The following is an 18,460-nucleotide window of genomic DNA, read 5'->3' as shown; positions in this document are numbered from 1 at the left end:
TCCATATACAAGATGAACCGGACGGATGGGGATGTTTCCCATCCGCCCGGTTTTTTAAAAAACGCCTGATCAGGCCATTGTTTCCTGCCGTCAGAAACCGGTGGAAACCGTGACCATGGCGGCAAAGGTACTGGCTACATAATAGGCTGGCGAGTTCTGCGCGACTGTCTGGCCATTGGCCGCCGTTGTCTGATAGGCGTTGGTGGTAATGGCTTCCACACCTGACAGGTAATGGAAATCACCCAGATTGTAGATGTTCAGCTGGATCTGGGGATGCTTGAGGTACCATACATTGTTCATGCGGTAACCAAGTGTCAGATCAAGCTGACCATGGGCGGGCAGTGCTTCCGTGTTCATTTCGTCAGCCCACTGCCTTGCGGTCCAGTGGTAACGCATGCTGCCGAAAATATGGCCATCGTCGTAGTTCAGTGCCGCATTGACCATCCATTCGGGGGCCAGCACCGCTGTCTTGCCTTTTGTATGGATTGTCGAGATGGCGCCATTTTCGGTGACGACCGACACGTCATTGTCTTCCGACGCATGCAGGTAGGATGCGGAAACGTAGGGCGAGAAATGATGCCATGGGCGCGTACTGAATTCCATGTCCGCGCCACGCAGCGTATTGCCGCCACCATTAAGCGTGGTCTGGTAGGCTACTGTATTCGCACCGCTACCCATGTTGATGACCGAATTGAGGTTACGATTGGTAATATTGATGTTGTAGAGCGATACGGCAAAGTTCAGCAGCGAGCCATAGTGGCGGAAGCCCAGTTCTTCCGTAATGGCATATTCGTTCTTGGTATTGTACCCGCCGGGGTAACCCGTTCCATCCCACGGGTTGTTGTAGAAACCCCTGAAATAGGTGGAAGCCGATGGCATCTTGAAATTCGTGGTGCCGGAAATATAGATCTGGTCATGCGGGTTGATCTTGTAGCTGGCCGACACACGGGGTTCCGGCACGGCGGTATTCATGCCGACACGATAGGGAAAGTCGCTACTGGACCCGGCCCCCGGCAGGTTGTTGGTGCCACCACGGTTGACGATGACTTCACGGAAGCCCGCGCTCAGCTTCAGCCTGTCATTGAGATATGAGGCCGAGTCACCGAAATAGATGCCGTTCGTCTGTGTAATGAGGTGATAGTTCACGCCATACAGGATATTCCCGCCCGATGTGCGCAGCTTGCCGCTGCCCCATACGCTGTTGGGCGATCCGTCAGTACCATACTGGGAATATGTCTCGCTTTCATAATCATCATTGTAGTCATACCACCAGCCAAGGGTCAGCTTGTTGTGGCGGTCTGCCCTGAAATCCACCGATGCATTGATACCGGGATGGAATTCGATCTCGGTATAATAGGCCTGCCCGTTGAAATACCCATCGGATACCTGGTTCGCATAGGGAAGGGCGATGGACTGCCCGGGATAGGCCTGGGCCACGGTTTCCGTGCCCGAATAGAAGCTCGATGCCGTTGCGGGAAAGGACGAGCCATAACCGCCGCCGCCCGCGCCGTAATAGAAATAGGGCGAGACATGCAGTTTCCAGCGATCCGACAGCTTGAAATGCATGGGCATGACAAGGATCAGGTTGCTCCATCCCCCTTCCGCGCTTTTCCAGTAGGTGGAAGGGTCGGATTTATCCCCCGTATACTCGCTCAGACCCTTGATACCGCCCTGCTGCCAGTCCGACATGCTGGGATAGGTATATCTGGGCGTATTGTTTTCGTTATAGGCCTCGACAAAGCTGACCGAGTTGCCGTCGCCCCATTCCTTGATGAATTTGGAATCGATATGACGGCGCTGCCCCGCACCGTAGCCACGCCACACATCCCATGTCGCATTGGAATACGAGATATAGCCGCGCAGGCCCGTATTGCCGATATCGCCGGTTTCCAGCCGGATGAATTCACGATTCGTGCGGTGCGAGCCATATGAATAGTCAACCAGGCCACCATAATGATGGGAAGGGTTGATCGTCCTGACGTTCATCGTACCCGCCGTGGCATTGGCCAGCGGTGCGTTGATGTCCGACTGCCCCTGCGAGAGCTGGACTTCCTGGTAGTTTTCGGTATCGCCCCATTCCGTCGTATAGGGGGTATAGGTGTCAACGTCCGCGATGGGGGCCCCTTCATACAGGTACCCGATTTCAGACTGCTGCATGCCACGGACATTGATGGATGTGGCGTTGGACAGGCCGAACGGATCGGACGAGGCGATGTTGGCGCCGGGTGCGAACTGCAGCATCTGTGCCGCGGATGTCGCGGGGGCCAGCTTCGAGATGAAGTCGCGGCTGACCGTGGTCTGGGACTTGGCCTCCGTCTCGCGATGCATCAGGCCGCCGCCCATGGCCCGGCCGGTCACGCCATCGGCGCTTACGCCGCTGCTGGTGACATGGATGGTCTCGGCAACGGGCTTTGCCTCGACACCGTTCGTGGGGGCGGTGCCCGTCGCGGGCCTTGCCCTGGTGGCGGGGGGCGACATGTGGTTTGCGCTACCATGGGTACGCGCGTGCGGGGCTACGGCCGCGGTCTGGGCGCGGGTGGTCACGCTCTGTGCCATGCCGATGGTGGACAGGGCGGTACTGGCCGCCAGAATTTTTGTGATACGCCAGCTGATCAATGGTTTTACCCTTTACTGAGTGTCTGACCGAAAATGAGTTGAGTGATTTCAGTGGATTATGATTCATGGGTTTGCGATAACCTGATGAGATCAAGATGGCCTGGACTGAAATCACCCGCGCGCAGTATCGCCGGGACGACCTGGAGTATGCAAGCGACCTTCGCGATGCGGAGTGGGCGCTGATTGCGCCTTTGATGCCCGAGAAGAAACGACTGGGGAGACCACGACGTACGGATTTGCGCCGGGTCATGGAGGCGATCCTCTATATCGTCACTACGGGTTGCCAGTGGCGACAATTGCCTCGTAACTTTCCCGCTTTCACGACCGTGCAGGGCTATTTCTACCGTTGGATCCGCGAGGGACGATGGGAAGCGATAAACCATATTCTCGTGATCCTGTCGCGTGAGCAGGACGGGCGAGACGCCACGCCTTCGGTAGGCATTATTGACAGCCAGTCGGTTAAAACTGCTGAAAACGGCGGTCCACGCGGTTATGACGCGGGCAAGAAGATCAGGGGCCGCAAGCGGCATATCACGACCGATACGCTGGGTCATGTCGTGGCAGCCGTCGTGCATCCCGCCGACATTCAGGATCGTGATGGCGCGCCGCTGGTAGCGACCAGAATACGCTCATTGTTTCCCTGGCTTCGCCATCTGATCGGTGACGGCGGGTATGCCGGCGAGAAGTTGCGTGGTGCGCTGGCTGAACTCGGCCGATGGACGATCGAGATCGTCAAGCGTAGCGATCGGGCCGAAGGCTTCGTCGTCCTGCCCAAACGCTGGATCGTGGAGCGCAGCTTTGCATGGCTCGGACGCTGCCGTCGCCTCACGAAGGATGTCGAGGCAACAATCTCTTCATCCCACGCGTGGTTGATGATTGCCCATATCCGCAGAGTTCTGCGAAAAATCAATCAAACCGCTTTCTGATTCAGGCTCTAAGGCCGGCCCCATGAAGCAGACATTATGTATATCTCATGCTACAATATCTGAGCCGCTACCATCTGTGAATAGGTGATGTTGTTCGTATCTAGAAGTCTGATCGTATCTGTATAGAGTAGGTGAAATATTGCATCAAAAATTAGAGGGCAACGTTGCGGGATAATTTTCAACAATATAAGTATAAAAAAATGCGTAATGAATCGTTCTCTACAAATGATCTTATTAATAAAATTTATTATTTAAAAAATATTATTGGCACAGATATAACATATGTATCAGGATGTATACTTTCAGTTGATCTTGATGTCCCATTCTGTCTAACAACGTTTCCTAAAGAATGGCTAGATTATTATCATCAGCAGGAATATATCCATGTTGATCCGGTAGTTAGCTATGGCCTTGGTTCTCTGAAGCCTGCATTATTCTCTGATATATCATCACCATATGCGAAATCGAGAGAATTGCGTTTACATGCTGCAGAGCGAGGTATTTTTAGAAGCGGTTTTGTTGTCCCATTGAGAGGCCCCCTCGTAAACCGGGCGATGGTCTGTTTTTCCAGCCTTGAAAGGCCAGAGCAATGGAAATCCACCTGCGTTTCATTACAGGCCCAATTTATTCAGTTAGCGCGTGAGTTACATGAAAATGTTCTTGCCATCGGCCATTTTCCGCAAGCTGAAGTGGCATTAACGGCGCGGCAGAAGCAATGCCTGAAATGGGCATCTCTGGGAAAAACTGCTTCAGAAACAGCAATGATTATCGGTATCACAGAACGGGCTGTACGTGCGCATCTAGTTAGTGCCCGTTCAGTGCTGAATGCTAGTAATATTACTCAGGCGGTCGCTAAAGCGACAGCGTTGCACGTGATTTTTTAAGTTTCAATATGGCAGATCTTACACGTTTGGAAAAATGTGGAACTCACTACGATAACGGCGAAGGCATTTTTTTAACTATATGAGACCGTCGGATTTTCGGATCACATATAGAATCCAGATGAAAGTCGTAGCATGTCCACATCGAATTCGAGCCAGTATGCGTCCCGTTTCCATCAGGGACAAGGATTTTACAGCTTCTCTTTGGGGAATCTCACAGTCACTTCGGTAAGTGATGGCTTCCTTGTATTTGATGATCCTCAGGCTGCACTTGCGCCGAAGGCGGACAGTCAGGAATTTGACACCATTCTACGAAAGAAATTTCTGTCATCTGACACTGCATACACGCATATCAATACGTTACTTATAGAAGGGAATGGGAAGAAGGTTCTCATCGATAATGGATGCGGTGATAGTTTAGGGCCAAGTGCGGGTTTGCTCGTAAAACATCTGGCCAATGCTGGAGTAAAAGCTTCCGAAATAGATATCGTGCTCGTTTCCCATGCGCACCCGGATCATATTTTTGGAACGATAACGCGGACAGGCGAGCATGTTTTTCCTAACGCGCACTATATGATCAGAGAAGTGGTCCCCATTTTTCGGACAGGGCGATAAGCTATCATCTGGCCTGAACGAACCCATGAATCATAATCCACTGAAATCACTCAACTCATTTTCGGTCAGACACTTAGAAATTTTGGTTCGCATGATGCTACGAGGACATTGGGTTCGTCTTAGCCGGGACGATACGCGTGGAAAACGCATTCTTGACCGTGAAGACTGGACAAAAATCCGATCCATACTCGAACAATACAACTTCCTGGAAATCAAAAATTTAGGTGCTGGAGGAAAGCCATCAGAATTTGTTCATTTAAGAAAAGCCACCGAATTTCTTTCATTATCGGAAATTGATCCAGAGGTCCGCACCGTAATAGATGCAATTAATTCATATGACCTTTAGAAAATTGATAATATTTATGTATTATAATTTTTCTCTTATTATCATGTAGGGCATGCTAACTCGGTCGCATGTTGCTATGGTTCTTTTTTAGAAATGCGGGCCTTATAATTTATTTAAGGCCCATTTCGCGAAATTGAATATATAGATTATGATATATAAAATAAATACTTAGGTCATATTGCAATGCGACCTGAAGCAGCGATTTAGCATTACATTACAAGTTTTAGGAAAATCATGTAATAAATATTGCTTTTCGTAATAATTTGCGTTGCTTTTTTATGAGATTGAACATCCACTCGGTGCCGATTCGACCCCAGTAGCGCCGCCAGTTTGCTTTCTACGGAACACTGCAGCCTTTGCGTGACGGAATGAACAATTTCATTAATTCTTCGCCAACATGATGTATCTAGTTTTGGAATGTCTGAAAGAAAAGCGGTCATATCGCAGGATCAAACAGGTAAGAACGCTGGAAGGCGCAGGATCCATGGCGAAACATGAACACTGGGTCAATTGTGCCCCGCCTATGACTACGGTGCAAGGTGACCGCTCCGGCCCTCATGCGTGGGGCTGATCTGCTCCATGGAGGTCAAAACTACGTGCTGTCGAAACATGGCAATGAACCATGCTGGCCCGGCACGGGACGGGGTCAACGGGGGAGGTCACTCCCCCTTGTCAGGCAGGGAATGAGGACAGGGAGCGCAGCGAAATGTGCTCCATTCCCGATGCCTGGCTCTATCCCACTCTATCCCAATCCCATGCCTGTTTCCCGTTTTCGGAATCATGCACCGAAAGGTGGTATGATGGGCTGTCATCATGGGGAGTGATGACAATGACCGGCACCCGAAAAACATATAACGCCCATATCCGCCTGACGCGACAGGAGCATGAGCGGATTGCTGCCGCCAGCGGTGGGAACATGTCCCGCTGGTTCCGTGCTGTCGCCCTTGACGCCATGGCGAATGGTGGCCCGCATCTTCATGCCGACATGCTGGATATCCGCAACCAGTTGGCCGCGCTTGGCAACAATCTGAACCAGTTGGCCCGACGGGTGAACGCAGGGGAGGCGGTAACAGGGCTTCAGGAGGCTACGGATGAAGTCAGGGCCACGGCGCTCCGGGTAACAAAGGTGCTCCGGAAAGTCCGTTGACATGATCATCAAGTCAACGCGCATCCGGGCGACCGCACGCAGCATGACCCAAATTGTGCGTCATCTTTTGGATAAGCCCGATGAAAACGAAGTCATCCATCTGATCCGGGGATCACGGGCGGATGTAAGAATGGCGTTCGATGACGCCCGTGATTTCGGACGGAAGAACGCGGCGGCTCACTTCATCCTTGCCAGTCAGGAAAAGCTGTCTCCCCGGCAGGTCCGGGATGCCATTGCGATGATTGGCAAGGAATTCGGCTTTTCACGTGACGATGTGAAGCTGTGTGTCCGCCACCAAAAAAGCCGCCATGATGGGGAAAGCTGGAACCAGCATTTTCATCTTCTGGTGCAGATGGTGAATCCCGAGAATGGCCGCGTCATGGACATGTCGCACAGTTACGCGCGACAGGAAAAAATCGAACGCATTTTCGAGGTGAAGAATGGACTGCGCCTGCTGAAAGGACGACACAACCGGGCCGTTCTGCAAGCCATTACCGACCCGACGATCCGGGACCGTCTGGCTGGACTGGCCCAAGGTGGTCTGGATGGACATGCCTATACCGCGACGGCCAAGGAAACCGGCAAACGACTCGGTGTGGACAGGGCTGCGATCCGGCAGGAAGTCCGGACACTTTGGTCTCAGTCAGATGGCTTGAAAGCCTTTCGCACCGCCATCGAGGAGCGGGGATGGCGGATCGGACCGGGGACACGAAAATCAGACGTCATCATCCTGACGGACGGTGAAGGCCGGATGCTGGGCTCCCTGTGCAGGCTACTGGGAATGAAAAAAGCGGAACTGGCATGGCGTATGTTGCCCGATGGCATCACCCCCGAAGCGTCCGACCCATCTTTCCGGCAACAACTGCCCGAGAAGGTGACGCGATCATCAGGAAATAATCGGGCTGAAACGCCCGGCAGGCAGGGGAAAACCACCCCGGTTAGCCCACCATCAAAAGGGCATTGGCTTGACCCGGTCCGTGAGCAGATCATTTCCACCATGACTCTGAACCTGCAAGGCAAGTCAGAGGAATTCCGGCGTGCGGAAATTGCGACGGCAGAACGCGCAAAGGCCCAAGCGGAGGCGATCATCCAGCAACTGGCAGACCAGAAGAAATTTTACAGGGATTTCTGCCGTATGATTGATGATCTGCTGGTATCGAAGCAGGCGGTCCTGCCACCAGCGCCACAGATCAGGGCCATCGACGAGATTGCAGCGGAATGCCAATCTAAAATCACCAGCGCATACACGGCATACCGGAAGGCGGATGAGTGGGGCTTCCTGAACCCATGGCGGATTCTACGCCGGCGGCAGTTGGATGCAGCGCTGAAGGCGTCGGGCTTTGACGCTCATGATATGAATGCCGCTACCGTCATCCGTGAAGGCCTGCCAGCGGCGATGACGCAAGTGGCGCAAGCCATACAGAGTAAGGAACGCAAGAAGCATCGGGAATGGGAACGGCATCCCGATGTCCAGGCGTATGAGGCTTTCAGGACTGATCTTCGCCAGCTTCAAAACAGGCTTCATGACGTTCCCGACCGCCGCCTTATGGAAATGGCGCTGAAAGACCCATCCGCCGCCATACAGGAAATGAAACGGCTGGGAAACGCCGTGAAGTTGGCAGACAGGCCACAACCGGAGCATGAGCAACAGAAACCCGCTAACCCGGTACTACAATCATCATCTCGACGGAAACAGCCACAAAAGGAGGGAAGCGGAATACCGGGATTGGGAGACTGAAACGCCGAGACATATGGCCTTCTACATCAGCCACAAGATCGCCCTTGATTTCCCCAAATTCATTCTCCAAAATGCTTCTACAAACCCGGAGTAAGGGTTACGGAGAAATAGCGGTTTTCCGGTGTTTTCTTGGCGTATATACGTGGGTTCTTATGATTCGAATCCCACTCTCTCCGCCAAGATATTCCATTTAAAATTGTCAAAAAGATTTCCATTGCCTCGAGAGCATGATGTCATGCTCTTCATGATGCCATAGGGTCAGCACGCCAGCCTCTGCCAACGGCCCTTCCGACTGCCATCTCGCACCGCAGGTAGGGAAGAGCTGTAAATGCTGTTTCAAAATTCCCCACATGTGCTGTCGGAAAATTCCCCAGCACTCTCAGGACCACAGGGAGCCGTCCACACCATCAGTTCTCAGTGAAAATCAACAGTTGTTGTGTCAGAAGGATAATTCATCTTCGCAATGTTCGCTTACGCCTACACATTGGTCATGCGGAGTGCTGGACTGTGTTTCGCAAAGCGGACATCATTGCTTGAAAGTCTTATCTCCGGATCCAGCGGCAATATTCATTCAGCTTCGTTTCTTAGCTGGTCGCCTCGCCTATGATAGGCAGAGTCTTTAGATGGTTGTCGATGACCTTGACTATATGACGGGACATCGGAAGATGCGCCTTCTCGGATGACCATCGATCCATGAAGAGACCGACAGTTTCACGTGCCGTGTCGAGGACCAGCTTTCTCGGCAGCGCGGCCTTGCCGGCGAGGTGAAGAAGCTCCTCTTTCGTGAATTGATCAAACCGTCGCGTACGACTGAAATTCAAGGCCGACTGATCGCCCGGAATGTAGGGAATCGTCGATACGAAGTCATAGGCAGGAGAGAGCTTGGCGGTCCGCTGGTCGGGGTAGATGAGTGACCAATTTTTTAGATGCATATCCCCGTTGCCGATGAGGGTATTGAAAGTCAGGCGACGGATGAACTCGGCAACATCGTTATGATCGGACTCAGCCGCGATCACCGACGCGATGCTGCGGTTGCTTGCCTTTTTGTACTTATCTTCGGAATAGACCCCATAGACCTGAGCAAAGTCCTCGATATGGATGGATGTGCCATCTTCGCAACGATCAAAGCGCTCGATGATAAAAGCCTTGTCTCCAAGCTGGTCGATGCCGTCCGGCAAGTTTTTGATACCGCTAATATCTACCAAGCCGATAGGTGGGACATTGATGCCAACCATGCGAGCAAGCGTCATCATCGAAAATTCGTTTTCAGGGACGCCATGATACTCTCTTGAGGGAAGCTTGACGATCCAACCGCCCCCGATCCCACTTGCTGGAATGGTCAGGCCACCGGCAGCGTCGATGACGGCTGAAAATTTCAACTGAACCCCAGCAAGCGAAAACCGGAGCGCGTTTTCATGGGTGTTTGAGCCCTTAACCTCGACTTGATCATCGAGATCATCAAACAAAGGCCGTGCTTCATCTTCAGCGACCTCGACCGTCACAGCCCCGGGCAGGTCGCGGCCGAGGGCTTGGATCAGGAAGAACTCACGCATCTCATTGACGCCCGCCTTTTCTGCCAGATAGCTGCGGAGACGACCTTCAGGAAGCAGGTTCGAGAAGAACGGCATGAGCTTCACCTTGATCGGCCTGAAGTCGTTCCGCAACTCCCCATACTGGTCTTTGAAGGACAAACCGAGCGTTTCTCTGTCCGCGTTACCAATATAGGCGTCATTGAACGTAAATATAGATCGTTCATCGCCAAGATGCGTGAGTGTCCCGATCGGTTTGCCATGGAGTTTGACGGTCAGGAAGGAAACATCAAGCATCATCGTCCTCCTCATCAAGAGAGTAGGCCGGACGTGATAGGGTATCTCCGCTATCGGGTAGCGGATCATGTGAAGCCTTGTTGCGGATCGTTCGCATTATTTTGAGGCTTTCATTGAGTGAGACCATCTCTTTTCCTGGACGACCGATCTGCTCAATTATGTGACGCAGTTTTTTCATTTCCTCGAGGTCGAGCATCGATACTCGGAACCGGTGCAAGTCGGAGATAGACTTCTGAAGTCGCTGAAGTCCTTCGAGGTCTGGCATGCTCATTTGGATGCCGCGCATTGTCTCACTGATTCGCTGCATCTCCTTTTGGATTGCAACGACGTCTTTGCGGTTGGAGCTGATCGCATCGCGGCTTAGGGAACGCACGACGGCCACAGCCTTGCGTGGAACAAGAGCAAGCTCCAGATCAAGGGCATGAGCGAGCGCGGCCAAGCTTGAGAGGCGTAGGTCGACAGTTCCTGCTTCGATCCGGGAAATCTGCGCTTGAGGCACCCCAGCCAACTCGCTCAACTCGCGTTGGCTTAACCCCTTGGTTTTGCGCGCTGCTTGCAATCGCTCTGCTATGCCTGTTATGTCGTAGCTCATATCAATGTTCTTTTCTGCATCAATTCACATGTATGATGCAGTTTTATATATCAAAATTTTGGGTACCTTTCAAGATTGATATATATATATTTCGATATCAAATAATAATTTTATGTATATTTTGAGGTGGCCCCGTCCGTTCGGACAGTTTTGTGGGCTTGATAAGCTATACCCGATTGATGTCATGCCGGCATTTGGGGGCGAACTGGAAATCGTCGCTCGATTCCCCGATCATGCGGTGAAGATCCGCAATTTCTCCGAATTGAACGCGAAGCGGGGGCGTTTGAGACTTACGCCAGTCCCGCCGATTACCGCTATGACATACGTAAACGCCCGAACACGGGATTTGTGATGTTCCGACCGTGAGTTTTTCGATGCCTCATACCCTGTTTTTTTGCGGAAATGGGGGGTGGCGGCATGGTAAAAGATACGAAACGCAAACTCGGCGGTATCGTCCCGGCCAACGATAACGGGCCGGTCGATCCTGCCGCGAAAGCGCGGTGCGATGAACTGATGTTTGCCCTGGCGAGCGCAATGGGCCGCCAGATCGCCCGCGAAGAGTTCGCCCGTCGGAAATTGGGGCGGGCGGCCAACGACAATTGCCCTCTTCCCGGCCATCGCCCGGACGGGAAGGACAGGCCGGAAAGGGGAGAGTGAATGACCCGCGTAGCTCTTTATGCCCACCATTCGTCCGACAACCAGAGTGCGGCCTCCATCGAGGACCAGTTGCGCCTGCGCGATGAAATGGCCGTCCGTGAAGGCTGGCCCGTCGTGCAGACCTATCGGTGTTGATTTTCACTGAGAACTGATGGCGTGGACGGCTCCCTGTGGTCCTGAGAGGATGCTGAGGAGTTGAATGTCAGTGAAGGAAACCATCATGCGTTCCGTAATGCTGATCACATCAAACCGGCTGATCGTGAACATCATGAAGCAGGTCGACGAACTCCTTGATTACGCCAATGACGTTTCACAACCTGACAGACATTCAGCTGCCCCTATCGCTGTCTTTAATTATTCACCGATCAGCGACCAGAAACCCAGCTTGCGCTTATGCTGCGCTTTCAAGCGGGTCATAAAGGCTTCATGGGTTTCCATGCCGTTTGTCGCTGTCAGCATTTGTGCAAGCAGCCGACAGGAGGCGAGATCCTTCGCCGCATAGGAATAATAGCGGGAAAGCGCCTTATTCAGCACGGCCTCGACCAGCAGGCGGTAAAGAAGGGTCGCCTCATTGGGATACGATTCAGACAGACGATCCGCAGCCGGACGTAGTGTTCCGTAATCACGCCCGTCCAGTTCTGCCGTATGCTCCCGCACGAGACGGGCAGCAGCGTCGAGCGCTGGCCATTTAAGAAGAGTGGAAAGGGCTACGCCCCTGACCGGGAAATTACGGATGTGATTGAGTGCCTGTTCTTCAGCATCAATCGCATCGTAATCGCTGAGATGGCGTTGGTATGCCTGCCAGTGCGGCAGACTCAGGCGTTCCTGAAAGACTTTCCATCGCAGGGACTGGGCCTGGTCGCGGTCGCCCACGGCTTCGCACGCTTCGATCCGAAGATCGTCATTTTCCCAGCGGAACCGGGGCGTCTCCTCAGTCTCCCGGTCGAGCCATTCGAGCGCCTCATGGGCACGCTCCTTGTCCAGCAGGCGACGTGCAACATCGCCGATAGAAGAGGACTGACGTTCACTCAGGTTGACTGCTTCGATATAGGCATCGACGTCACCTATTGCATCGGCCAGATCCTTCAGATGACCGAGGGTCTGCATGCGCGCAAAGTCGGTACGATAGTCTCCCTTCGCATTTGAGGCGGGAAGGTCGTGCAGTCGTGCAAGCAGCGTGTTTCTGAGTATGGCCGCGCCCGGCTTCCCCAGTGCTTCACCGCACGAGACAAGCAGGCGGTCACAGGTGCCATACCCGTCGTTATCGAGAAGTGTGAGCATATCCCTGACAGTGACAGCCGGATCCCGACCAGCCTGTCGTCCCCAGAGGGAGCCAAGATCGGAGACCGCTTCGCGAAACACATCTGACAGGTAACCGGAACTGTCATCAGAGCGCTCATAGACGGAAGGAGCAAGTTCCACGAGAAGACGCATGGCGGAAATGGCCTGCCCGACATCCGTCGTTGCAACATCGTTGAGAATGGATTGCCGTAAGGCATCGAGCTCGGTCGTAAGGGGTTTGATCCGGTCCCAGGGCAGGAATCCACGGGAACGCTGGATCGTTCGCAGCCTCTTTTCGATCTCCTTGCCGAGTTTGTCTTTCGCATGAGTGGCTGTCAGCGCCATGCGCAGCTTCCGGGTGAGCACGGCATCCTGTTCCGACAGTTCGACCAGAAGGTCTGCAAGCCGATCCGCACCAAGGGCTTTCAGATTGTTTTTCGTGACGGTCGTGCCAACTTTCGCGGATGCGGCGGATTTGCGGGTGGCAGGTTTTGTAGAAGGAGTGCGGACCATGAATGCAGATTATGACAGCGACACAGGGGACGCAATCAAAAGCCGTTGTCAGGAAAAAGAGGAAAAAAGCTAGGGCCTGTTAGGGCTTGATCCAGTCTGCTGCGGCAGCGATGTGGATGACCGCGAGGAACGACGTTGCTGTTTTTTCGTATCTGGTTGCGACAGCACCCCACTCCTTGAGGCGAGCCCAGAGGTTCTCGACAAAATGTCGACACCGATAGGCCCATTCTGGGCAGGCGACCGACCCATCGCGTCGTTTCGCAGGAATGGCGGGCCGGGCTCCCATGTCCCATATCCGTTCACGAAAGGCGTTAGACGCGTAGCCCTTGTCCGCCACTACCCACAGGGGAATGGAGGGGAGGTTGTCGAGCATGGCTGGTGCCTGGGGCAGTTCATGAGCCTGTCCGGGGCCAGCGCAAAACCGAAGGCTTTTCCATGTCCGTCAGCGATCACGCAGACTTTCGTGCCATAGCCGTCGCGAGAGCGGCCAAGTGCTTCACGATGGTCCCGTTCTTCGAAAGAGGCCTCTTTTTTGGGCTCCCGCCGCCTTGTGGTGAGCCCTGATGTTCGTACCATCCAGAAAAGTCATTCCGAACGCCACTCCCTGTTGTTCCTGAACCAGTTCGAGCAAGCGTTCCCATACGCCGAGTTTCGACCAGCGGATGAAAAGCTGCGCCGCCCGCCACCATGGACCCAGTTCAGCGGGGATGCTCCGCCATTTCGCGCCATTCTCATGGCGCCAGAAAATTGCTGCTATCGTACGCCGCAGATCATGGGGTGGCGTCTTGCCCCTTGGGCGAACCGCCTCAACCAGAGGTTCCCAGATCGCCCATGTCTCGTCCGTAAAGGCGCCTGTTCTGTCTCCTTCTTCCATCCCTACAATATGGGAAGAAATTCAAGATCTAACAGGCCCTAACGCTTGGCGAGGCTCATGCGCTGGCTGTTTTGCCAGAATTCATGGGCGACGATGGGGCCATGTTTCCCAGCCATGAGGCGATGGCCGAGAAGTCTGGGGCCTGTCGTCGAACCGTTATCAATGCCCTGAACCGAGCGTATGCCCTGGGCATTGTGAAGCACACGCCGCGCTACGTGTATGACCAGGCCCTGGGAAAGCGCGTCAGGACATCAAACGCCTACGAGATCGTCCTTTCTGCGCTTCATCAGGTGGCACAGGCCGCGCGTTTCCTCATGCGGAGCGTCAGGAACCACCTAAGTGCAAGACCTGCACACGAACGTCCCTTGTCTTCTCATCAACCTCGAGACATGAAAACCGGGAACTCTTCATTTTGGGTGGATACAAAATGGGGAGCACGTCAACCCGCGACCATTCGGGTCGAAGGGTGAGGTGGACCCGTCCGCTCGGACAGTTTTGTGGGCTTGATAAGCTATACCCGGAACCTGTCCGGTAATATGGATTATCGGACAGATTGTTAATGCCCGTTTTCCCGACGTCAGAGCGCAGTACTCCGACGCCTCAAAGCGGATGTAGCTACAAGGTGTATGAGGATTGGTTTCGGTCAAATCCAGAGCGGTTCACGGCGCCTTGTCCTTTTACTCGCCCTGTCAGGCTTCAGTCAGTCTGAAAGGCCGATCTCACGCCCTCAACAAAGCTTTCCCATTCTTCATCTGTGACTTGTCGGATGACTTCAGGTCCTGAGAATTCTTTCCGTAGGCCTTTGCCGACGATAAAGTTGTTGGACTGCAAGCTCCGAATGATGCGGTCGGCATCCTTGTCCGGCATGTCCAGCACGGCCTTGATTAGCCCGCGTGCCCTATGGTGACGTCGGAGATAGTCAGCCTCCTCCTGCATGTGCTCGTTCATTGTGAGTTTGATAACGTGCCCAAGATAGTCGACATGCGGCGCAAGATCCGGATAGCGCCAAGCTGGCCGAGTAGCTTCATCGCCAGTAAACACGAGGTTGGACTGAATGCCGTCCGGATAGGTTTTATTTTCCGACGCGAAAGACACATGCGGGCGTGCGACCCTCATCAGGGGGATTGAGACGCGCTCAAGGATCGCATCGTAGTGACGCCTGCTCGTCTTGTCGTCCATAATGGCAACGGACACCGGAATGATGACACCATCCGGGATAGCGTTATCCCGGCAGAGAATGTCATTGATGAGGTAGCGGTGTGTCCGACCGTTCCCGTCTGCCAAGGGGTGAATGTAGACGAAGCCGAAGGAGGCGACTGCAGCACGTAGGATGGGTGACTGCCCTTGGGTTTTTTCGAGGAAGACCGCTAGTCCATCAAGCATGTTCTTCAGGTCTTCCGGTGGTGGCGCCACATAATGCACGACCTCCCCACGTATCGTGTTCTCGCCTACAAAAACTGGTGATTTTCTGGGACCGAAACTGCTGATGAACGTCTTCGAGCCGATAATATCCTTCTGTAGTTCAATGAGCGCCGGACCGAGAAGCGGGATTGCACTCTTGCCGGTTCTGGTTGCCAGCACATGGCTGAAGAGGGAAATCTTGTCGGTCTGGTCAGCCTCGCCCTCGATAGCAAAGCTTGCCTTGCTCTCACGATTGGTGAGCCAGACTGCCGCCCGCGCGAGCATGTCATCGCCGAAATCCTCCTGCAGGCGGGTATATCTGGCGGCGATGTCGAAACCTGCGGCAAGTTCCAGCGGCCGGCTTTTTCTGATGGAGGGACAAAAATACCTTGTCCCTGGCATGTTATCCCGCACATGCCACTTTTTAATATTGATGGCTTGGTTCTGGTTTGCGGTAACAACCAGCTTGTCATTCAACGCGGAGACATAGTTGCCACCGACCGCCGTTTCGGTTTCTAGTTCTAGTCCCGTCAGAAACTCATAAAGGAAGGCGGCGCGGCGCGCGTATTGCCCCGTCGGTTCCCGCTCTATCCAGACTCGCACGAAGTCAGGACCTGACGCCTCGAATACCCGCGCCAGCAGTTCGAGGTTGGTTGGCTCATAACGCAGGTGGAACTGAAGATGTCCGGCCGGGGTCTCAACGGGTCGCATGCTTTCCGGATAAACTTCGTAGCTCTCAAAGCCATGATGGCGGCTCTCCCGGCGCGAACCGACCGTGCTAGTCACGGGAAAGCCGCAGCAGGGATCGATACCAAAGTTATCGCCGAGCCATCGCCCGCCAAGCAGCGTGGACCTTTCTACGTCCGTCATTAGAAACACGCCTCATTCGAAAAAACCGATTACGATTGCGCATATTCGATTAGAAATCAGCAATATTGCAAGAAAAGACTTACGCCGTAGGCGAACGGTTCTCCAGAAAAGCCGGGCTAAGGCAGGCTGACAAGATCCGACGCTAAACGGCGCCGAGATTGGCGAAAACAGCTGCTTTTCAACACAATTCGTCGGAAAGCGGACTGGCAGTTCCCCTAAAGTTGTCGGCTCTATTGGATTGAGAGTGATAACGTCTCAAGGGGTGGCAGACCCATGACCTGTTACACTATGGGTAATAGTGTAACAGGCCGGGCCTGAATCGGGCCGGCCGGCCCCGCGATTGCAGCGGTTTTCCTGTCCGGGGCGGGTGACATGTGTTACACTTTTCGGGATATCATGCCCAGACCTGCCCCGAAGGCCCCTGTCCGGCCGCCTTGCCAGCTGTCGCTGTTCCCCGAAACGGCGGCGCTGGTGCGCGTGGATCCGGCCGCCAACTGCTGGCGCTTCTACCATCTGTCGTTGCAGCCTGACCTGTTCGGCGGTACCGCCCTGGTGCGGCAGTGGGGGCGGATCGGGACGGCTGGCCGGCAGGTCTGCGAGCTGCATGACGATGCCGGGCAGGCGCTCGACGCCCTCGTCCGCCAGCTTCGGGCCAAGCGCCGGCGGGGCTATCGCGACAGGACAGCCGGATGAGCGGCCCCCGAAAACCGGGACAGCGGGCGACCCCGGCAGGCGCCTCTGGCGGGATGCAGCTTTTCGACCGCGACGGGAGCCGCAAATACCTCACGGTCGCCGAGCGGGCGCGCTTCCTGCGCGCGGCCGAGCAGGCGCCGCGCGAGGCCCGCACGCTGTGCATGACCCTGGCCTGGTCGGGCTGCCGCCTGTCCGAGGCCATCGCCCTGACGGCGGACCGGGTGGACCTTGCCGGCGGCGTGCTGGTGTTCGCCACGCTCAAGAAGCGCCAGGACGGGATCTATCGCGCCGTGCCGGTGCCTCCCTCCCTGCTCGAGGCCCTGGACCTGGTGCATGGCATCCGCGAGGCCCAGCGTAGGCGAGGGCGTGGATCGGCCGCCCGGCTGTGGCCCTGGTCCCGCATGACCGGCTGGCGGGCGGTGCACGCGGTCATGGACGCCGCCGGCCTGTCCGGCCCGGCCGCGTCCCCCAAGGGCCTGCGCCATGCCTTCGGCGTTGCCGCCGTCTCCAGCGGCATTCCCCTCAACATGGTGCAGAAATGGCTCGGTCACGCCCAGCTCTCCACCACCGCCATCTACGCCGATGCCGTCGGCGCCGAGGAACAGGATATCGCACGGAAAATGTGGGGGTAATGCATTTTGTGAAGATGAAATCGGATTGCACAGATATATATAGGCGCTTATCATGATAAGCGTATAAGACCTTATATGGAGATATGATATGTCTACTGATATGACTCGTTGGACGGTTTCAGTCTCCCGCGAAACCGACATCACCGTACGTAGTTTCCTGGCGCAGCGCGGCATGAAGAAAGGCGACTTGTCTCGCTTCATCGAGGAGGCGGTGCGCTGGCGTGTGTTCGACAGGACAATGGCAGAAGCCCGGAGTGGGTTCGCAGATATGGAGCCGGACGCCCTAGAGGACCTGATCGGCGAGGCCGTGACCGCTACGCGGGCAATGGACAGGGCCAGCTAAGGCGTGCGTCTAGTCATCGATACCAATCTTCTCATCAGTGCCTTGCTTTCTGAAAAATCCCTGCCAGCGCATCTGCTCGGGCTATGGCGGGCAGGACAATTCGATCTGCTGACGTCTACCGAGCAGCTAGATGAATTGCGGCGCGTGACACGGTATCCCAAGATCCGTTCCCGTCTGCCGCCCACCCTCGCCGGCCGTCTGGTCAATGAAGTCCGGGATCTGGCTGTTCTCATTGTCAATCTTCCTGCTGTGGCAGTCTCTCCGGATCCGGATGACGATTATCTTTTGGCGATGGCATCTGCTGGAAAAGCCGATTTTCTGTTAACGGGCGACAAGCGCGATATTCTGGACCTGCGGGTCTATGATGGTGTGAAGATCATCACAGTAAGAGCATTTCTGGTCATGCAGGGGATCATGCCGTGAGTGTGGCTGATGGTTCTGTCCCAGCAGAAGCCGAGTGCATTAGGATGCGATATAAATTCTAAGCGAATATGAAACTAAGCGACTAT

The 18,460-nt window shown here is 54.6% G+C and carries 17 protein-coding genes and 2 pseudogenes; 13 read left to right on the top strand and 6 right to left on the bottom strand.

Annotated elements, in window-relative coordinates:
* Window positions 1-90: 90 nt before the first annotated feature.
* Window positions 91-2,616, bottom strand: coding sequence for a TonB-dependent receptor (locus tag GWK63_RS15500; RefSeq protein ID WP_166498169.1), 2,526 nt, complete (start codon window positions 2,614-2,616; stop codon window positions 91-93).
* A 95-nt stretch (window positions 2,617-2,711) separates the two neighbouring features.
* Here GWK63_RS15500 and GWK63_RS15495 point away from each other — a divergent pair, with 95 nt between their 5' ends.
* The 6 genes from GWK63_RS15495 (at window position 2,712) to GWK63_RS15470 (ending at window position 8,269) form a co-directional block, all read left to right on the top strand.
* A complete protein-coding gene (locus GWK63_RS15495; RefSeq protein ID WP_039998273.1) occupies window positions 2,712-3,542 on the top strand; it encodes an IS5-like element IS1032 family transposase in 831 nt (276 codons plus the stop codon).
* A gap of 200 nt (window positions 3,543-3,742) precedes the next feature.
* Window positions 3,743-4,426, top strand: a complete 684-nt coding sequence (locus GWK63_RS15490) for a helix-turn-helix transcriptional regulator (RefSeq protein ID WP_083824501.1) — start codon at window positions 3,743-3,745, stop codon at window positions 4,424-4,426.
* 132 nt (window positions 4,427-4,558) lie between these two features.
* Entirely contained in the window at window positions 4,559-5,038 is a 480-nt protein-coding gene (locus GWK63_RS15485) for an MBL fold metallo-hydrolase (protein ID WP_112209689.1), read from the top strand.
* 25 nt (window positions 5,039-5,063) lie between these two features.
* Window positions 5,064-5,384: a hypothetical protein gene (locus GWK63_RS15480; RefSeq protein ID WP_146750195.1), complete on the top strand. Its 321-nt coding sequence runs from the start codon at window positions 5,064-5,066 to the stop codon at window positions 5,382-5,384.
* Between the two features lie 829 nt (window positions 5,385-6,213).
* Window positions 6,214-6,531, top strand: coding sequence for a plasmid mobilization protein (locus tag GWK63_RS15475; protein WP_039998494.1), 318 nt, complete (start codon window positions 6,214-6,216; stop codon window positions 6,529-6,531).
* 1 nt (window position 6,532) lies between these two features.
* Window positions 6,533-8,269, top strand: coding sequence for a relaxase/mobilization nuclease domain-containing protein (locus GWK63_RS15470; RefSeq protein WP_112209677.1), 1,737 nt, complete (start codon window positions 6,533-6,535; stop codon window positions 8,267-8,269).
* 584 nt (window positions 8,270-8,853) lie between these two features.
* Here GWK63_RS15470 and GWK63_RS15465 read toward each other — a convergent pair.
* Both GWK63_RS15465 and GWK63_RS15460 read right to left on the bottom strand, forming a co-directional pair.
* A complete protein-coding gene (locus tag GWK63_RS15465) occupies window positions 8,854-10,098 on the bottom strand; it encodes a type II toxin-antitoxin system HipA family toxin (protein ID WP_007396161.1) in 1,245 nt (414 codons plus the stop codon).
* Window positions 10,088-10,687, bottom strand: a complete 600-nt coding sequence (locus GWK63_RS15460) for a helix-turn-helix domain-containing protein (protein WP_019087483.1) — start codon at window positions 10,685-10,687, stop codon at window positions 10,088-10,090. The genes GWK63_RS15465 and GWK63_RS15460 overlap by 11 nt, the downstream gene beginning before the upstream one ends.
* 417 nt (window positions 10,688-11,104) lie before the next feature.
* On the opposite strand from GWK63_RS15460, the gene GWK63_RS15450 reads away from it, so the two are divergent.
* The 3 genes and pseudogenes from GWK63_RS15450 to GWK63_RS17610 form a co-directional block, all read left to right on the top strand.
* Window positions 11,105-11,344 (top strand): hypothetical protein, encoded by a 240-nt coding sequence (locus GWK63_RS15450; RefSeq protein WP_034933542.1) that lies wholly within the window; start codon window positions 11,105-11,107, stop codon window positions 11,342-11,344.
* Window positions 11,345-11,479, top strand: a complete 135-nt coding sequence (locus GWK63_RS15445) for a resolvase (RefSeq protein ID WP_007396158.1) — start codon at window positions 11,345-11,347, stop codon at window positions 11,477-11,479. It begins immediately after the preceding gene.
* 81 nt (window positions 11,480-11,560) lie between these two features.
* A pseudogene (locus GWK63_RS17610) lies at window positions 11,561-11,666 on the top strand (IS481 family transposase); the annotation flags it as partial.
* 32 nt (window positions 11,667-11,698) lie between these two features.
* Here GWK63_RS17610 and GWK63_RS15440 read toward each other — a convergent pair.
* From GWK63_RS15440 to GWK63_RS15430, 3 genes and pseudogenes are all read right to left on the bottom strand, one after another.
* A complete protein-coding gene (locus GWK63_RS15440; RefSeq protein ID WP_007396156.1) occupies window positions 11,699-13,138 on the bottom strand; it encodes a DUF6880 family protein in 1,440 nt (479 codons plus the stop codon).
* Between the two features lie 79 nt (window positions 13,139-13,217).
* Window positions 13,218-14,012, bottom strand: a pseudogene (locus GWK63_RS15435) (IS5 family transposase).
* Between the two features lie 696 nt (window positions 14,013-14,708).
* On the bottom strand, window positions 14,709-16,283 hold the full coding sequence (locus tag GWK63_RS15430; protein ID WP_007396290.1) for a Fic family protein: 1,575 nt from the start codon (window positions 16,281-16,283) through the stop codon (window positions 14,709-14,711).
* A gap of 372 nt (window positions 16,284-16,655) precedes the next feature.
* Here GWK63_RS15430 and GWK63_RS15425 point away from each other — a divergent pair, with 372 nt between their 5' ends.
* From GWK63_RS15425 to GWK63_RS15410, 4 genes are all read left to right on the top strand, one after another.
* Entirely contained in the window at window positions 16,656-16,976 is a 321-nt protein-coding gene (locus tag GWK63_RS15425; RefSeq protein ID WP_172459677.1) for a WGR domain-containing protein, read from the top strand.
* Window positions 16,977-17,029: 53 nt separating this feature from the next.
* Entirely contained in the window at window positions 17,030-17,608 is a 579-nt protein-coding gene (locus GWK63_RS15420; protein WP_240919155.1) for a tyrosine-type recombinase/integrase, read from the top strand.
* Window positions 17,609-17,696: 88 nt separating this feature from the next.
* Window positions 17,697-17,951, top strand: a complete 255-nt coding sequence (locus GWK63_RS15415; protein WP_039998284.1) for a ribbon-helix-helix domain-containing protein — start codon at window positions 17,697-17,699, stop codon at window positions 17,949-17,951.
* A gap of 3 nt (window positions 17,952-17,954) precedes the next feature.
* Window positions 17,955-18,374 carry a putative toxin-antitoxin system toxin component, PIN family gene (locus GWK63_RS15410; RefSeq protein ID WP_007396268.1) on the top strand — a complete coding sequence of 140 codons (420 nt, stop codon included), beginning with the start codon at window positions 17,955-17,957 and terminating at the stop codon, window positions 18,372-18,374.
* Window positions 18,375-18,460: the final 86 nt, after the last annotated feature.

The organism is Komagataeibacter rhaeticus (assembly GCF_011611525.1).
Lineage (GTDB): Bacteria > Pseudomonadota > Alphaproteobacteria > Acetobacterales > Acetobacteraceae > Komagataeibacter > Komagataeibacter rhaeticus.
The sequence above is the reverse complement of the archived record's forward strand: the minus strand, read 5'-3'. Positions and strand labels throughout refer to the sequence as shown.